Source organism: Parapedobacter tibetensis, assembly GCF_024704835.1.
Classification (GTDB): Bacteria; Bacteroidota; Bacteroidia; order Sphingobacteriales; family Sphingobacteriaceae; genus Parapedobacter; species Parapedobacter tibetensis.
In genome coordinates this window covers 38,256-55,485 of the sequence record NZ_JAMXBE010000017.1, presented here as the reverse complement: position 1 = coordinate 55,485, position 17,230 = coordinate 38,256, and the positions used below count along the sequence as shown (strand labels likewise).

The following is a 17,230-nucleotide window of genomic DNA, read 5'->3' as shown; positions in this document are numbered from 1 at the left end:
ATATGAGATGTTAGACATGAGATATGGGATATTGCTCAATATCATTCAAAAAATAAACTGATTTGGAGATTCCGCAGCATAAGCCGATCAATGGGATGGTTAAACATATTAGGCTCTCTTGCATCCAATAAATTGCCGATGCTTTGCACCCATCTGATTTCCGGCGACATCTTGAAAAAATCAAAATAAAAATCAAAGCCAATCCCCGCTTCATAGGAAAAATAAGTGGGTTTGGTTTTCAATAGTTTTTCAAACGGAGGAACGCCAGCATCATCATAGCGTTTGCTTGATACCACATTGATGGAATATTTGCCGCCACCAATAAGGTAGCCTCGGTAGTTGGCCTTGCGGTCGGATTTGAATTTGAATAGCAGAGGCAAATCAATGTAGGATGATCTCACCAAGGTGGTCAACTGCCGGTCATGGGTGCTATTAGCGAATGGTGTGTAACCGTAATTTACCGCCTTGTTAGAAAAAACCAGTGAAGGGGTAAATCGGAGGTTGGCATTTTCAGTAAGTTTGATATCTGCTAGCAACCCCAATCCCATACCCTGATAAAAAGGAGAATATACGCTGTATAATGAATCGCCTACCCATCCTTCTTGATCTTGGAATGGGCGCTGCCAATCCGGCTTCAGTTCGATTTTGTAATCTGCATTGACATAATGGAAGCTGAAGCCGAAATGGATTACCTCATCATCCACTCCGCCACCCCAACGCTGAAGCGTTTGCCGGCGCTGGGCGGATGCCGATAGCGATGTTGCCACTAAGAGAGCCAATAGACACCCGATGGAAAGGAGGGGAAATGAATTATTCATTTCGTGCCAATATAGATGGTGCAAATACCGAATGTCTGTGGGCGGCAAACCGTTTCACTGAAGCCAACATGGTGAAGGATGTTGGCAAACTTTTCCCCATCGGGAAACCTGGCAACGGATTCCGGCAGGTAACAATAAGCGCTATTGTCTTTTGAAAATACCTTGCCAATAAAGGGTGTCACTCGGTTGAAATAGAAGTTGTAGAGTTGCTTCACGGGGAATCCTTTCGGTTTTGAAAATTCAAGGATCACGGCTTTGCCACCCGGTTTAAGCACCCGGCAGATTTCGGATAAGCCCATTTCTAGGTTTTCGAAATTGCGTACCCCGAAGGCCACTGTTACCGCATCAAATGTATCGCTTGCAAACGGAAGATTTTCCGAATCGCCCAACCGTACCTCGAATTGGGCGCTGAGGCCTTTTTTTATTATTTTTTCATTGGCGACATCCAACATCCCCTGTGAGATATCTACTCCGATAACCTTGGTGGGCTTCAATAGCTTGATGGCCTCCAATGCAAAATCGCCAGTGCCGGTGGCTACATCCAACAGGTGTTGGGGATTTGATGCTTTCAATGAACGGATGGCTTTTTTCCGCCAAATGATGTCGATACCGAGTGATAGGAAATGGTTAAGGAAATCATAGGTGCCAGAAATGTTGTCAAACATATCGGCAACCTGCTGTTTTTTGCTTGCCTCGGCGTCCTTATAGGGTTTCACTGTATCAGATGTCGTCATGATAAGCAAATATACAGTTTTATAATGAAGTAGGTAGTGGGCAATAAGCAGTAGCCACTTTCGGACTTCCGAACTTCCAGGCTTCCGGACTTCTATTGTTAAGTAATTGTTAAGGATTTTTGTGCTATGAATTGATAATCAATAGGTATATGATCGGACTAATTTCTATGCGGGTATAAACCAGATTTTGTTAGGGTTTATTTGGACAATCCACAGTTTGGAAAGTTATTAACATACGTACAAGACATTGGTTATCAGTATGCATTTGTTTTTATAAACATTTTTTGCACAATTGATGTTAAAAACGTATATTGCTAACTGAGCCTGTTTCAACAGGTAAGAAATCAAATGAAATAGATTGTGAAGATGCTGTTTAGAACTCGCCTAGATGTAGGCCGGCAAAAATACATACTTTTGTTTTGCTGGTTTTCGGAGCAGTAGCCGTTGATAAACTTGGTATCAAGTCGACTCCTATTTTAAATTTATTTTAAGCATAATAATTACATGAGCAACGAGAATGAATATGCCTCCAACCAAGCCAATCCTTCAGCGCGTGGTACATTTACCGAGCGACGTACGCGGTTGAATAATTTAGTGAGTGGGTTGGGTAAATTACCCCCGCAAGCCGTGGATTTGGAGGAAGCCGTATTGGGAGCGTTGATGTTGGAGAAGAACGCACTCAGTGAGGTCATAGACATTCTTAAGCCGGAAACATTTTATGTTGAAGCTCACCAAAAGATTTTTGAGGCAATATACAACCTATTTCAGAAAACTTCTCCAATAGATTTACTTACTGTAACCGCCGAGCTGCGGAAGATGGGTGCATTGGAATTGGTTGGTGGTGCGTATTACATCACGCAGCTAACAGACCGTGTAGTGTCCGCTGCCAACATTGAATACCATGCCCGTATTGTTTCCCAGAAGTACATCCAACGTGAACTGATCAAGGTGTCGACGGAAATCATCAACAATGCCTATGAAGATACCACGGATATCTTCGACTTGATGGACCATGCAGAGAAAAGTCTATTTGACATCGCGCAGAATAACCTGCGGCGTGATACACGCAAGGTGGATGATATTATGCGGGAGGCTGTAGAAGCCCTAGAAACGCTAAGGGACCGTACTGATGGCCTTACCGGTGTCCCTTCGGGCTTTACCGAACTGGATCGAATGACTTCAGGATGGCAACCCTCCGATCTGGTAATTATAGCCGCTCGCCCGGCCATGGGTAAGACCGCGTTTGTATTGAGCTGTGCACGCAATGCGGCGGTAGACCACAACAAACCTGTAGCCGTATTTTCCTTGGAGATGTCGTCTGTGCAACTCGTCAACCGTCTTATTGCCGGTGAGACCGAGATTGAGCAAGAGAAACTCAGAAAGGGCAGTTTGGCTGATCACGAGTGGACACAGCTCCATTCCCGCATCGGGCGGCTTACTCAGGCACCCTTATTGATTGACGATACACCGGCCCTTAACATATTCGAATTCAGGGCCAAGTGCCGTAGGCTCAAAGCCCAATATGACATCCAGATGGTTATTGTGGATTACCTGCAACTCATGCATGGTAAGAACGATGGCAAGGGGGGCAACCGTGAACAGGAAATCGGCAGCATCTCCCGCTCGCTCAAGTCGGTGGCCAAGGAATTGAATATCCCTGTGATTGCGCTTTCGCAGCTTAGTCGTGCCGTGGAAAGTCGACCCGGAGGCAGTAAGCGTCCAATGCTATCGGATTTGCGTGAATCGGGATCTATCGAGCAGGATGCAGATATGGTGCTTTTCCTCTACCGACCAGAATACTATGGCCTCACGGAAGATGAGGCTGGGCGCTCCACTGCGGGAGTGGGCGAGATCATCATCGCCAAGCACCGAAATGGGGAAACGGGCACCGTGCAGCTGCGATTTGTAGGTAAATATGTGAAATTTACCGACTTGGAAGACGATTTTTCCGTTGGGGGTGGTTTGCAGGAGTCTGGCTCAATCGCTTCAGGAATGGCCCCGTCATCCTCATTTAACCAGCCGGGAAGCATTGTTCGCCAGTCCCGGATGAACGACATGAATGATGATTCACCTTTTTAACCATCAGCTTTCAGCAATCGACTATCAGTAATCTATTAGATTGATTCATAATAATATACGGTCGGATTCTTTTTTCGAATGGCGTAAAGCTGATTGCTGATCACCGAATTCTGGCCGCTATTTTTCCAGCTCTGCCGGTAATTTCGTACCTTTACGCCTCTAATCGGAAAACAGACAATTACAGGAGTGAAACTTTGGATTATTTAGCAGGATTAAACCCTTCGCAGCGGGCCGCGGTGGAACAAACCGAAGGGCCAGTAATGATCGTGGCGGGTGCGGGTTCCGGCAAAACGCGCGTGATTACCTACCGCGTAGCTCATTTGGTGCGCCGAGGCGTGGATCCCTTCAACATTTTGGTGCTTACCTTTACCAACAAGGCTGCCAAGGAGATGCGTGAACGTATCATGGCTGTAGTGGGTGATGAAGCTAAAAACGCTTGGATGGGTACATTCCACTCCGTATTTGCCAAGATACTGCGGGTAGAAGCCGAACACATCGGCTATCCGCGCAATTTTACCATCTACGATACGGATGATAGCAAGAGCCTTATTCGTAGCATCCTCAAGGAAATGCAACTGGATGATAAATTGTACAATGCAAATTTTGTTTATAATCGAATTTCATCGGCAAAAAACAACCTCATATCAGCTGCTGAGTACAATGGCAATGAACAGGTACAGGCCGATGATTTATCAAACGGTAGGGGACAGCTTGGGCAGATTTACATGACCTATACACAACGCTGCTACAAGGCCGGGGCCATGGATTTCGATGACTTATTGTTCAAAACCAATGTGCTTTTCCGGGAATATCCAGAAGTATTGCATAAATACCAACACAAGTTTAAATACCTGATGGTGGATGAGTATCAGGACACCAATTTTTCCCAATACTTGATTGTGCGCAAGCTCGCAGCAATCAATGAGAATATTTGCGTGGTGGGCGATGATGCCCAAAGCATTTATGCCTTCCGTGGTGCCAACATCCAGAACATACTCAATTTCGAGAAGGATTATCCCGATTTGAAGGTCTTTAAGCTTGAGCAGAACTATCGCTCTACGCAGAACATCGTGAATGCGGCCAATAGCATCATTGCCAATAATAAGGACCAATTGAAGAAACATGTGTTCTCCGAAAATGAAACAGGTGAGAAAATCAAGGTTTGCCGGGCATTCAGCGATAATGAGGAAGGAAAAATAATAGCCGAAGCCATTGCGCAGGAACGCTCGCTTCACCAGTTGAACTACCGCGATTTTGCCATTCTTTACCGTACAAATGCACAATCGAGGGCAATGGAAGAAGCGCTCCGGAAAATCAACGTGCCCTATAAAATCTATGGGGGCACCTCTTTTTACCAACGTAAAGAGATCAAGGATTTGATTTCCTACTTTAGGCTCACTTTCAATCCCAATGATGAAGAAGCCATCAAGCGGGTCATCAATTATCCCCGAAGGGGGATAGGCGATACCACGGTGGACCGCGTTTTTATTGCCGCAGACCAACATCAAGTAACGCTTTGGGACATCATTAGCAATGCGAGCACCTATCTAGATGGTAGGAGTGCTGGGGCCGTGGGGGTATTTGCTACCATGGTACAAGGTTTCCAAGTGGTGGCCAAGAACCATTCGGCATTCGATGCCGCCATGCATATCGCACAACATTCAGGTATCTTGAAAGACCTGTATGAAGATAAATCGGTGGAAGGGCTTAACCGCTATGAAAATATCCAAGAGTTGCTGAATGGTATCAAGGAATTTAGTGAACGCGAAGATATTGCAGAGAAAGGGCTTGATGTGTTCATGCAGGATGTGGCCCTGTTGACCAACGATGATAATGACAAAAACCCCAATGCCGATACGGTGTCGCTCATGACCATCCACTCCTCCAAAGGGTTGGAATTTCCTCATGTATTCATCGTAGGGTTGGAGGAAAATCTCTTTCCATCGCAAATGTCGCTCAATTCCAGAAGCGATCTAGAGGAAGAACGTAGGCTTTTCTATGTAGCGGTAACCCGTGCTGAGAAGAAACTGACCCTTAGCTATGCCACTTCGCGGTACCGCTGGGGCACCTTGAATAATTGCGAACCGAGCCGGTTTCTGGACGAATTGAATCCGGCATACCTTGAGCTCGATTTCAAACCTCGGACAATGCCCCAAGCGGACAATTCCTTTGACGATGAGCGTACGGCATGGCAACAGCGGGAGGTATTCACGAAACCTAAACCGAAGGTATTGCCCAAAACCACATCCATCTTGCCCAAGGCACATACACCCACATCAGGCTTCGCCCCATCGGATACCAGTAACCTCCAAGTGGGTATGGAAGTGGAACATGAACGGTTTGGATTTGGTAAAGTAATTAATGTGGAAGGGAACAAAAGTGATATAAAAGCAACTATTTTCTTCAAAGAATTGGGACAGAAGCAATTGTTGCTTAAATTTGCCAAATTGAGAATTGTAGGGTGAGCTTAATGAATACAAAAAAAATAGAAATGGAATTTGACTATAATAGCACCAGGCCGAAATTGATTTTGGCTGAGTATGGGCGAAATGTACAGAATATGGTAGACTATATCTGTGCAATGCCTACAAAGGAAGAACGTAACCTCCACGCGCAGGTTGTCATCGATATGATGGGGTTCCTGAACCCACACTTGCGTGATGTGGCCGATTTCAAACACAAGTTGTGGGACCATTTGCATATCATATCGGACTTCAAAATCGATGTAGATTCGCCATATCCCATCCCAGACCGGGATGCCATACATCCGAAACCTGAACTGCTTGACTACCCGCAGCACCGGATCAGGTATAAGCATTATGGCCATACCATCGAAAAAATGATTGCGAAGGCCAAAGCCATACCCGACGCTGAAAAAAGACAGCAAATGGCCCAGTCCGTCGCTAACTTCATGAAAATGGCTTACGTGACATGGAACAAGGACGCGGTGGAAGACGATTTGATCATAAGTGACCTTAGGGAATTATCAAACGGTGAGTTGCAACTCGATGCGAATGTAAGCCTGACGAAGCTAGATTTCAAGACCCCGCCTCCAGGTAGTCGAGTAAAAGGAGGAGGTAGCCAACTAAAAGGAGGAGGCAGCCAACCGAACGGTAACGGGAAAGGTAAAAAAGTCCAAAAGAAGCAACAAAAAGGCAAGCGGTATTAAGTGCATGAATGCATTCGAGATACACGGCGGTAAGCCGTTGAAAGGAGCTATTGTCCCGCAAGGAGCTAAGAACGAAGCGTTACAAGTTCTTTCGGCGGTATTGTTGACGGAAGAAGAGGTGACGATAAGTAACATACCAGACATCAAGGATGTAAACAAGCTCATCGAATTGCTTGGTGATTTGGGGGTGCAGGTGACGCGCAAAAGCAAAGACACGTATGTGTTCTGTGCCAAAACCATCGACCTTGATTATTTCAGATCAACGGAATTCAAATCCAAAGGCAGTGGCTTGAGGGGGTCTATTATGATTGTGGGCCCCCTATTAGCAAGGTTTGGGAGGGCTGCCATCCCGAAACCCGGTGGAGATAAAATTGGCCGACGACGGTTGGATACCCATTTTCTGGGATTCGAAAAGCTGGGGGCACGGTTCCACTACGATGCGGATGCACATTTCTTCAATGTAGATGCCACTAATTTGACAGGGACCTACATTTTGATGGATGAGGCCTCTGTGACCGGAACGGCGAACGTTGTGATGGCGGCCGTGCTAGCCAACGGGACGACCACTATTTACAATGCAGCATGCGAACCATATCTCCAGCAACTATGCAAGATGCTGAACAGAATGGGAGCAAAGATATCCGGTATCGGTTCCAATCTCCTCTCTATTGAAGGAGTAGACAGCCTAGGAGGTGCCGAACACCGGATGCTGCCGGATATGATTGAGATAGGCTCGTTTATCGGATTGGCCGCCATGACGGAATCTGAAATCACGATCAAGGATGTCCATTTCGGTGAACTGGGTATTATTCCCTCCGTTTTCTCAAAACTCGGCATCCAATTCGAACTTCGGGGCGATGATATCTATATACCCTCCCAAAAAAGCTATGAGGTAGACACGTTTATTGACGGATCTATCCTCACGATTTCCGATGCCCCTTGGCCCGGCTTTACACCCGATTTGTTGAGTATCATCTTGGTGGTGGCCACACAGGCCAAAGGGAACGTACTCATCCACCAAAAAATGTTTGAAAGCAGGCTATTTTTTGTGGATAAACTCATTGATATGGGTGCCCAAATTATCCTCTGCGACCCGCATAGGGCCACGGTAATCGGTCTTGACAAGGCTTTCAGATTGCGTGGCATCGAAATGACTTCCCCAGATATACGAGCAGGTGTTTCGTTGCTAATTGCCGCACTATCAGCACAAGGCAAATCCGTGATTCATAATATTGAACAGATTGAGCGGGGGTACCAAGATATCGAATTGCGGCTACAAGCTTTGGGAGCGGATATCAGGCGTATTGATGCAAACCCCAAACTCCTTTAAGTATATTACTTGGTGGAAATTAAAATCGAATCCATACTTTTGTATGAAATAAATGTTTAATCATATATTTCTAGATCAGTAATTTGAATATTATGAAAAGAGTATCGTTATTATTGGGCGCTGGTGCATGGGTATTGGCATCTTGCGTTGGAAACCCTGAGGGGAAAAAAGCAGAAACCATGGATAGTGTAGACCTAGCGGAAAGCGCTGGCCTAGGCACCGAACTGGCTGTAGATACCACAGACTCTAAAGTGGAGTGGTTGGGCAAAAAGGTAAGCGGCCAGCATCATGGTGTTGTCGGCATCAAATCGGGTTCTTTGTTTGTAGATGAGGGTAAATTGACAGGGGGGAGTTTTATCATAGACCTCAATAGCATTTACAATTTGGATTTAGAGGGGGAATATAAAGGCAAGCTGGAAAGCCACCTAAAATCTGAAGATTTCTTTCATGTAGAAAATCATCCAGAGGCCACGTTTGAAATTACCGAAGTGAAAAATGGTGCCGAAGCGGGCCAGGTAGTGATTTCAGGCAATTTGACCATCCGTGGTGTGACCAAGAACATTACCTTTGATGCCAATGTGGAAGAAGCCAGCGATTCTGCCGTGAAAGCAACTGCTGACTTTAATATTGCCCGTGAGGATTGGGGTGTGAGTTATGCAGGACAGGCAGATGATTTGATCAGCAAGGAAATCAATTTGAAAATAACATTGGTTGCTGGAGCATAGGTATTAAGTGAAGATTTACAAAAAGCCCCGAGGCACATGCGTGTTTCGGGGCTTTTTGCTTACCCCGAAATGGCATTGATAATGTCGTATTGCGTAATGATGGCAATCTGCCCATGCTCATCCTCCACCAGTACAGCTTGGTTATCTTTATGAATAAGGGATGAAATCCTGTCGATAGATGTACGTAAATCCACGAAAGGGAAAGGTGGCGTGCAGATTTCCGATACATTGGCCGATTTCAGGGCAGGATTGTCCAACAGGGCATTTAAGATGTCAGATTCGGTGACCTTTCCAATGACCATCCCCTGTTGTGTTACAGGTATTTGCGAGATATTGAGTGTTTTCATGATGTTGAACGTTTCCATCACGGATTGTTCCAGATCAGCGGTGACAATGGGTACATCGCCCCGTTTTTTGAGGATACCTTGTGCCGTTAATTTCTCATTCTTGAGGAATCCCCGTTCACGAAGCCAGTCTTCGTTGTACATCTTGCCCACGTAACGTGATCCATGGTCATGGAGGATGATGACCACCACATCGTCTGCATGGAGTCTATCCTTTAGTTGCAGCAAGCCCGCCACAGCAGCACCTGCTGAGTTGCCGGCGAAGATGCCTTCCCTGCGTGCAATTTCCCGAGTCATCAGGGCTGCGTCTTTGTCGGTCACCTTTTCGAATAGGTCAATGATGTCAAAATCCACATTTTTCGGCAAGAAATCCTCGCCGATGCCCTCGGTGATATAAGGATAGATTTCGCCCTTGTCAAAAATGCCCGTTTCCTTATATTTTTTGAAGACGGAGCCATATGAATCAATTCCCCATACCTGTATATGAGGATTTCTTTCTTTGAGGTATTTTCCGGCACCACTGATGGTGCCCCCGGTGCCGACACCTACCACCAAATGTGTAATCTTGCCTTCGGTCTGCTCCCATATTTCGGGCCCTGTTTGTTCGTAGTGGGCTTGAGTGTTCGAGAGGTTGTCGTATTGGTTGGCTTTCCAGGAGTTGGGGATTTCACTTTCCAACCGGCTGGATACGGAGTAGTAAGAGCGGGGATCTTCCGGATCGACATTAGTAGGGCATACGATGACCTCTGCACCAAACGCACGGAGCGCATCAATTTTTTCCTTGGACTGCTTATCTGTTGTGGTAAATATGCATTTGTAGCCCTTGATTATCGCCGCAATGGCTAATCCCATCCCTGTATTACCCGACGTGCCTTCAATAATAGTTCCCCCGGGTTTGAGTAATCCCGCTTTTTCGGCATCGGCTATCATTTTTACCGCCATGCGATCCTTGATGGAATTGCCAGGGTTAGTGGTTTCTATCTTGACCAATACCGTGCCTTGCACGCTTTTGGTGATATTATTGAGCTTTACTAAAGGCGTATTGCCAATAGTCTCTAAAATATTATTATACCACATAATCCACAGATTAAAACTGCAAATGTTTCACCGTGAGCCCGTTGTTGATGAGCTGTTTGAGTGACTCGATGCCGATTGTCAGGTGCGTTTCTACAAATCGGGAGGTAACACCGGAATCACTTTCCACTGTTTTGACACCTTCAGGAATCATGGGTTGGTCCGATACCAGCAGCAAGGCGCCCGTCGGAATTTTATTGGCAAACCCTACGGAAAAGATAGTAGCCGTTTCCATATCCACCAGCATGGCCCGGATGCTTTTGATATACTTCTTGAATTCCCTATCGTGTTCCCATACCCGTCTGTTGGTCGTGTAAACAGTTCCTGTCCAATAATCCAAGGAATGGTCACGTATGGTGGTCGAGATGGCCTTTTGCAAAGCAAAAGCTGGGAGAGCGGGTACCGCAGGAGGGAAGTAATCATTGGACGTGCCCTCACCCCTGATGGCGGCTATGGGAAGGACCAAATCGCCGATTTTATTCTTCTTTTTGAGGCCTCCAGCCTTACCCAAAAATAATACTGCTTTCGGTGAGATCGCAGATAGCAAATCCATAATGGTGGCTGCCATGGGGCTGCCCATACCAAAATTAATGATGGTGATGCCTTCGGCTGTTACCGTCTGCATAGGCTTATCCAAACCTATGATCGGTGCATTGCCGTGCATCTCCGAGAATAACCTTACGTAGTTAGAGAAGTTTGTTAGCAGGATATATTTTCCGAATTCTTCCAATGGTCGGCCGGTGTACCTTGGTAACCAGTTGGTCACAATATCCTCCTTGGTTTTCAACCCGGGCTTAATGGGGCTTTCTACAGGTTTTTCTTTTTCTTCTTTGGCCATATCTATTAAAGCTGGATATACGGGTAGGATGATTACAAACTTAGATAAATTGCCTTATATATGCAAGTTGCAAAAACGGCATATATAAGCAATTTGCCGATCTCTCATCTGCCATTGAGAACTTGCTTTTTAGATGAAATATAAGGAAAAAGTATAACAAAAACCCCCACCAATTCAGTGGGGGTTTTTGTTATGCAGCTTTCAGCTTCTTTATATCGGATTTTTCGAGTTTATGTTTGGCATATTCGAGCGATATATAAAGCTCTTTTTGCTCGCCTTTGATTTTATTGGAAGGTGTTTCAAACATAGCATCCAGCATAATGGCCTCACAGATGGAGCGGAGGCCACGTGCCCCCAGCTTAAATTCATCGGCTTTATCCACGATAAACTGGAAAACATCTTCGTCGAATTTGAGTTCGACATCCTCATAGTCAAACAATTTTGTGTATTGCTTGATCAACGCATTTCTGGGTTTAGTGAGGATATTCAGCAATGTTTCCTTGTCGAGTGGGTTGAGGTAGGTCAATACCGGCAACCTGCCGATAAGTTCGGGGATCAGCCCGTAGCTTTTTAGATCTTGCGGGGTGATGTATTTATACAGGTTGTTTAAATCGATATCGACTTCTTCCTTGTTCACCTTATAACCGATGGTTTGCGTGCGCAGCCTGTTGGCAATTTTTTTCTGTATACCATCAAATGCACCGCCACAGATAAACAGAATATTATTGGTATTGACGGCAATCATTTTCTGGTCGGGGTGCTTACGTCCACCTTGTGGCGGAACGTTTACGATTGTACCTTCCAATATCTTCAGCAAGGCTTGTTGGACCCCTTCACCGGACACATCACGTGTGATGGATGGATTATCACTTTTACGAGCTACCTTATCAATCTCATCGATGTAGATAATGCCGCGTTCGGCGGCGGGCACATCATAGTCTGCAGCCTGTAACAGCCGGGTAAGGATGCTTTCCACATCTTCACCTACGTAGCCAGCTTCTGTCAATACCGTGGCATCGCATATAGAAAAGGGTACATTGAGGATTTTGGCGATGGTTTTTGCCAGCAATGTTTTGCCCGTGCCTGTCTCGCCCACCATGATAATATTAGACTTTTCAATCTCGATTTCATCCTTTTCCACCTTTTGATTAAGCCGTTTATAATGGTTGTATACCGATACAGCCATCACCTTTTTGGCGTCATCCTGACCGATGACATATTGGTCAAGGTGTTCCTTAATTTCTGCAGGCTTGATAAGCTTCAGTGTGGTTTGCAGGGCCTTACTTTTTCGGAGATTCATCTCCTCAGCCAGTATTTCGCCTGCTTGGGTGATACAGCGGTCGCAGATATGTGCACCATCACCAGCGATGAGCATCAATGCGTCCTGTTTTCGTATGCCACAAAACGAGCAGATTACTTCCTTCATATTCTTTGCCATTTTATTTCTCCTTTTTGGAGGTCAAGACCTCATCCACCATGCCGTGTTCCTTGGCTTCCGTAGAGGTCATCCAATAATCACGGTCAGAGGATTTTTCAACCCAATCGTAGTCTTTGCCCGAGTGGAATGAAATAATTTCATATAATTCTTTTTTGAGCTTGAGCATTTCCCTGAGGTTGATTTCCATGTCTGACGCTACACCTTGAGCGCCGCCCGAAGGTTGGTGGATCATCACCCGTGAATGGGTTAATGCAGCCCGTTTGCCCTTTGCTCCAGCACATAACAACACAGCACCCATTGAAGCGGCCATGCCGGTACAGATGGTAGCTACATCTGGGGAAATGTATTGCATGGTGTCATAGATGCCAAGTCCAGCGTATACACTTCCTCCTGGTGAATTGATGTATATCTGAATGTCGCGTTGGGCATCTGCTGATTGCAAAAACAATAATTGTGCCTGTATGATATTTGCCACTTGATCGCTCACAGCATCACCCATGAAAATAATCCGATCCATCATCAAACGAGAGAATACATCCATTTGAGCCACGTTCATTTGGCGCTCTTCAATGATGTATGGGGTCAATGATGTTGGAACTTTTTGTTGCACACGGGAAATAAAACCATCGACATGTTGGCTGCCAATCCGGTGGTGTTTGATTGCATATTTTCTGAATTCGTTTTTATCTATATTCATGGTTTTCGTTGTTTTTAATCCGACTAAGATAGGTGATTTCGTCCAATTTTTAATATACCAGATGTTATATTCATTGGACAAACATCGCGCCATTGGGTTTAGTTTATAAATCTACTGCCAAAATGCCGTGCGGAAGGCCTGCCAGACTGTCTGCGCATTCCGGTGCCACCATTGTTTATTTAGTATTGGTAATCAGGAAGTTCTGCAAGAAACTCGAATTGATCTCGATCAAAATGGATGCGGCAATACCAATGTTGCAGCCCATTGCTCACCAATAATAACGGAATCCGATATACGCTGTTGTAATTGGCAATTTGTTCGAACGTAGCTTGTGTAATCTTCACGGTTGGTGCCTTAAATTCGGCCAGTAGAATTTTATTGCCTTGCGTGTCATATATGACTAAATCACTCCTTCGTTGCATGTCGTTTAGCCTTAACCCCCCTTCGATTTTGATAAGCGACTTAGGGTATCGTTTTCCATGGATAAGGTGTTGAATCCAATGTTGGCGCACCCATTCCTCAGGAGTAAGTATCAGCTGTTTTTTGCGCAATTCGTCAAATATGAACAACTTATCACCATCCCGTTGGATTTTTGCAGCATATGTAGGCAGATTAAGGGGTATCGGAGTAAACATATTGCAAACTTAGGGTTTAATTGTTTAATTTGCCAACCCGAAGGAGGGTCACGCAAAGACGCCAAGTTGTTCGCAAAGTGCGCGAAGAAAACCATCTCGATGTTGCCGTGCGTGGTGGGCCGTATCACATCTTTGCGGCCTTTGCTATAAGCGTATGCGCCTTCGTGATCTTTGCGAGAAACAGAACAAAAATGAATGCCAACAAAATCATAGCCGATATCAAAAGCAAAAAGCTCTTGCCTGTTTATTTGCTGCACGGGGAGGAACCTTATTACATTGATTTGATAAGCGACTATATGGAAGATCATGTGCTCGATGATGCACAAAAGGGGTTTGACCAAACGGTATTATATGGTAAGGATACCGATTTCGTCACGATTGTAAACGCTGCCAAGCGCTATCCCATGATGAGTGATTATCAGGTTATTATTGTAAAAGAAGCGCAAAACCTTAAATGGAAAGGTGATGATGACCTGCTATTGAATTACCTTGAAAACCCAATGAAAAGTACGTTGCTGGTACTGGCTTACAAGTATTCAAAATTCGACAAACGAAAAAAGGCTTATAAGCTTACTGAAAAGGCCGGTGTAGTTTTGGAATCAACCAAACTATACGATGATAAGGTTGCCCCATGGATTGCTTCTTTCGTAATGGATAGGGGATGGGATATCCATCCCCAGGCAGCGGCGATGATGGCAGAGTATTTAGGGAACGATCTATCAAAAGTGGTCAATGAACTAGAAAAACTCATGCTGAATGTACCCAAGGGCCAAGAAATCTCTGCGCAAGATATCGAACGTAATATTGGCATCAGCAAGGATTTTAACGTGTTTGAGTTGAATACAGCCTTAGCAAAAAGGGATGTGGTAAAAGCCTTTCAGATTGTTGATTATTTCGCCACCAATCCCCGGAGTAACCCCATACAGGTGATATTAGGTGCCATGGGAGGCTATTTCATAAAAATATTGAAGTACCATTACCTCACGGACAAATCGCCTCAGACCGTGGCTCGAGAGCTTGGCGTTCATCCTTTCTTTACCAGGGAATACGATACAGCCGCAAGAAGTTACAATCGCCGGAAGACATTTGATATCATTGCTTACTTGCGCGAATATGATTTGAAGTCCAAGGGACTGAACGCGGTGAATATAGAACAAGGTGATTTACTCAAGGAATTGGTTTATAAAATCCTATATTAACAGATGGACAAATATTTCTTATTATCAATATTTCTTTTATTGGGTGGTTTTTCATTACAGGTACAGGCCCAACGGAGCGCCACTTACACACTTTTACAGGCAGGTGGGATTTTTGGTCTAAGCAGTTCCAATGATCAAAGCCCGATGCATGGGTACCAATTCCAGTTTGCTTTTGGTAAGAATTTTTATGATAATTTCTATCTTGGGCTTGGCATCGGGAATGATGTGTACCGAGGGAAAACTACCATAGCAGACGGCACACGTTCAATCCGCCGTATTAATACCTTACCTATTTTTGCCGATTTCAGGGTGCCGTTAGCTAGTTTATCGCCATTATGGACCTTTGGTGCGATGGCCAATGCCGGGTATGCACCCAGCATCGGCAATGATTATTTCAAGGGCTTTCTGGCTAAAGCCGGGCTCACCTACGCTCAGCTTTTGGCCGAAAGATCCGATTTGCTATTCACTGTAGGGTATGGGTTCCAGCAGTTTGATTCCCGGTTCTCGAGCAATATGTTCAACCAGCACAATGTATTCATTACGATAGGACTGTTTGTGCATTGATGCGACCTTGACCCGTTTCGGTGCCTTCAGCCCGTGTACTGATCGCTTGGCAAGATGTGCCGGGCGACTGCCCAGGCGCACCAAGTCCAGCAAGCGGCTGCTCTATAACCACACGGAGAATTGCCGGCTATCCGCACGTGTGTATGACCGCATCCTTAAAGTAAGCCGTACGATTGCCGACCTCGCAGGACGCGATACCATCAAGCTTCCCCATGTAGCCGAGGCGATCCATTACCGCTCGATGGACGGAAGCCACGGGAGCTGAACGACTTATAAGGTCTCCTGATCGGCCTGACTACAAAAAGCATAGCCATTGTATGTTTGTATCTCATACAATCTTGCTTCGTTTCCCTCAATAATGGCTTGAGGAAGGATAAAGTGATGTAGATAATAGATGGTGATATAGGCCAAAAACCAATTGTCATCGCCCCCTGGCGCAAGAGCACTGCCTGAAATGAACGTCAACTAATACACATCATCGTGTGTTCCGATGTCGTGAAGCAAGATTACTTCCGCCGCTGGATCATCGATAGCTTTTTCAATAGAGAATACGATGCGACAGTCATAACCACAGGAACATGCCAAATAAGCAGCAAGGTTTCCACTTAATTTATGTGTTTTCAATGCCTGATCGTATGCATCCTGTTCCAAACGGGCCAGTGTTCTTGGCGATGGCAGATTTAAGTTGATGGTTTCTGGAAGCAAATTTCTTGTACATCTTTTCAAAGGCCTTGGTCGCTACTGGTTTCCGTGCGGTTGTCATGGAATTAAAGCTGTTCCAAGCGCTGGATCAACGCCAATGCCGATTCGCTTTTCAGCTTGCCTGCGCGGTAATCACGCAGGCCGCTCTTCGCGTTGCGCGCGATAACTTCACGCCTTGCTTCCGTCTGCCGCTTCTGCATGATGTCCAGCAGCATTTCCCGGGTGTTGAAATCCAGCTGCATAAATTCGCTCAATGCTGAATCAATCGTTGCCATGTTCGTTTCTATTTTGATTCCATGACAAAGATACTCGATTCACCTCAGATTTCAAATCATTATCTCATGCCGTCAGGTAGATGAATGATACAAATCACTTCGTTTATCCCAGTCTCAGCGGAACCCCTCACTCGTGCAAGTCTTTGTACCCGGCTATCCCAAATGCCGGGTTTTTCATATTGGGTGGTTTCCGTGTATTTCCGTTATGGTACCCGGTTCTTTCTTAGTATGTTGCTCCATGCTAGCGCGCGTCCTTTTACCTTATATTCGTTGTAGACTGTAGTGTTGTTTGATTTGTAAGTTTGAAAAATGGGTTGGCCCTTGCGCATTGGTCTTGGAAAAACCCGTAACCGGCTTGCATGAGTGTTTAGTCTTTGGCTAAGGTAGTTGGCCTTCACTTTTTCCTTACGGATGTGCTGGATCACTTGGTTGCGGGCGGCGCCATAGAGGTAGCTGCTGAGGGAAAAGCGAAGTTCCAAGTGCGGGGCATTTTCCTAGAAATGAACGAATACGTCCTGCACCGTATCGGTGGCCTGCGCCTCGTCGCGGAGTAGGCATAGGTATCCTGCTGTTTGATCAAATCGGCCAGTACTTCATCCGTGAATAATG

At 45.5% G+C, this 17,230-nt stretch carries 18 protein-coding genes; 9 read left to right on the top strand and 9 right to left on the bottom strand.

Annotated elements, in window-relative coordinates:
• Positions 1-41: 41 nt before the first annotated feature.
• Both porT and ubiE read right to left on the bottom strand, forming a co-directional pair.
• The gene (porT, locus tag NF543_RS21415) at positions 42-818 is read right to left on the bottom strand and encodes a type IX secretion/gliding motility protein PorT/SprT (RefSeq protein WP_257670245.1); all 777 of its coding nucleotides are present in this window, start codon (positions 816-818) and stop codon (positions 42-44) included.
• Positions 815-1,552 (bottom strand): bifunctional demethylmenaquinone methyltransferase/2-methoxy-6-polyprenyl-1,4-benzoquinol methylase UbiE, encoded by a 738-nt coding sequence (ubiE, locus tag NF543_RS21410; RefSeq protein WP_257670244.1) that lies wholly within the window; start codon positions 1,550-1,552, stop codon positions 815-817. Before ubiE ends, porT begins: the two co-directional genes overlap by 4 nt.
• A gap of 504 nt (positions 1,553-2,056) precedes the next feature.
• Here ubiE and dnaB point away from each other — a divergent pair.
• The 5 genes from dnaB to NF543_RS21385 all read left to right on the top strand — a co-directional run bounded on the left by dnaB (position 2,057) and on the right by NF543_RS21385 (position 8,855).
• The gene (dnaB, locus tag NF543_RS21405) at positions 2,057-3,631 is read left to right on the top strand and encodes a replicative DNA helicase (RefSeq protein WP_257670243.1); all 1,575 of its coding nucleotides are present in this window, start codon (positions 2,057-2,059) and stop codon (positions 3,629-3,631) included.
• Positions 3,632-3,825: 194 nt separating this feature from the next.
• Complete coding sequence (locus tag NF543_RS21400) at positions 3,826-6,096, top strand: ATP-dependent helicase (protein ID WP_257670242.1); 2,271 nt, start codon at positions 3,826-3,828, stop codon at positions 6,094-6,096.
• Positions 6,097-6,101: 5 nt separating this feature from the next.
• On the top strand, positions 6,102-6,800 hold the full coding sequence (locus NF543_RS21395) for a DUF4290 domain-containing protein (protein ID WP_373275023.1): 699 nt from the start codon (positions 6,102-6,104) through the stop codon (positions 6,798-6,800).
• A gap of 4 nt (positions 6,801-6,804) precedes the next feature.
• Positions 6,805-8,130 (top strand): UDP-N-acetylglucosamine 1-carboxyvinyltransferase, encoded by a 1,326-nt coding sequence (gene murA / locus NF543_RS21390; RefSeq protein ID WP_257670241.1) that lies wholly within the window; start codon positions 6,805-6,807, stop codon positions 8,128-8,130.
• Between the two features lie 92 nt (positions 8,131-8,222).
• Positions 8,223-8,855 (top strand): YceI family protein, encoded by a 633-nt coding sequence (locus NF543_RS21385; protein WP_257670240.1) that lies wholly within the window; start codon positions 8,223-8,225, stop codon positions 8,853-8,855.
• A gap of 59 nt (positions 8,856-8,914) precedes the next feature.
• Here NF543_RS21385 and NF543_RS21380 read toward each other — a convergent pair whose 3' ends face one another.
• The 5 genes from NF543_RS21380 to NF543_RS21360 form a co-directional block, all read right to left on the bottom strand.
• The gene (locus NF543_RS21380) at positions 8,915-10,276 is read right to left on the bottom strand and encodes a pyridoxal-phosphate dependent enzyme (protein WP_257670239.1); all 1,362 of its coding nucleotides are present in this window, start codon (positions 10,274-10,276) and stop codon (positions 8,915-8,917) included.
• Positions 10,277-10,286: 10 nt separating this feature from the next.
• A complete protein-coding gene (locus NF543_RS21375; protein WP_257670238.1) occupies positions 10,287-11,111 on the bottom strand; it encodes an AMP nucleosidase in 825 nt (274 codons plus the stop codon).
• A 190-nt stretch (positions 11,112-11,301) separates the two neighbouring features.
• Positions 11,302-12,549 (bottom strand): ATP-dependent Clp protease ATP-binding subunit ClpX, encoded by a 1,248-nt coding sequence (gene clpX / locus NF543_RS21370; RefSeq protein WP_257670237.1) that lies wholly within the window; start codon positions 12,547-12,549, stop codon positions 11,302-11,304.
• Between the two features lies 1 nt (position 12,550).
• The gene (locus NF543_RS21365; protein ID WP_257670236.1) at positions 12,551-13,246 is read right to left on the bottom strand and encodes an ATP-dependent Clp protease proteolytic subunit; all 696 of its coding nucleotides are present in this window, start codon (positions 13,244-13,246) and stop codon (positions 12,551-12,553) included.
• 179 nt (positions 13,247-13,425) lie between these two features.
• Positions 13,426-13,881, bottom strand: a complete 456-nt coding sequence (locus NF543_RS21360; protein WP_257670235.1) for a type I restriction enzyme HsdR N-terminal domain-containing protein — start codon at positions 13,879-13,881, stop codon at positions 13,426-13,428.
• Positions 13,882-14,072: 191 nt separating this feature from the next.
• Here NF543_RS21360 and holA point away from each other — a divergent pair, with 191 nt between their 5' ends.
• Genes holA through NF543_RS21345 form a run of 3 tightly spaced genes read left to right on the top strand, consistent with a single transcriptional unit; the run spans position 14,073 to position 15,909 of the window.
• Positions 14,073-15,080 carry a DNA polymerase III subunit delta gene (gene holA / locus NF543_RS21355; RefSeq protein ID WP_257670234.1) on the top strand — a complete coding sequence of 336 codons (1,008 nt, stop codon included), beginning with the start codon at positions 14,073-14,075 and terminating at the stop codon, positions 15,078-15,080.
• Positions 15,081-15,083: 3 nt separating this feature from the next.
• A complete protein-coding gene (locus NF543_RS21350; RefSeq protein WP_257670233.1) occupies positions 15,084-15,644 on the top strand; it encodes a hypothetical protein in 561 nt (186 codons plus the stop codon).
• A 46-nt stretch (positions 15,645-15,690) separates the two neighbouring features.
• Positions 15,691-15,909 carry a magnesium chelatase subunit ChlI family protein gene (locus NF543_RS21345; RefSeq protein ID WP_257670232.1) on the top strand — a complete coding sequence of 73 codons (219 nt, stop codon included), beginning with the start codon at positions 15,691-15,693 and terminating at the stop codon, positions 15,907-15,909.
• Between the two features lie 200 nt (positions 15,910-16,109).
• On the opposite strand, the gene NF543_RS21340 is transcribed toward NF543_RS21345, so the two are convergent.
• Positions 16,110-16,370 (bottom strand): type II toxin-antitoxin system RelE/ParE family toxin, encoded by a 261-nt coding sequence (locus NF543_RS21340; protein ID WP_257670231.1) that lies wholly within the window; start codon positions 16,368-16,370, stop codon positions 16,110-16,112.
• A gap of 41 nt (positions 16,371-16,411) precedes the next feature.
• Complete coding sequence (locus tag NF543_RS21335; RefSeq protein ID WP_257670230.1) at positions 16,412-16,621, bottom strand: hypothetical protein; 210 nt, start codon at positions 16,619-16,621, stop codon at positions 16,412-16,414.
• Positions 16,622-16,995: 374 nt separating this feature from the next.
• Between NF543_RS21335 and NF543_RS21330 the strand changes: the two genes are divergently transcribed.
• Positions 16,996-17,175 carry a hypothetical protein gene (locus NF543_RS21330; RefSeq protein WP_257670229.1) on the top strand — a complete coding sequence of 60 codons (180 nt, stop codon included), beginning with the start codon at positions 16,996-16,998 and terminating at the stop codon, positions 17,173-17,175.
• The last annotated feature ends 55 nt before the right edge of the window (positions 17,176-17,230 follow it).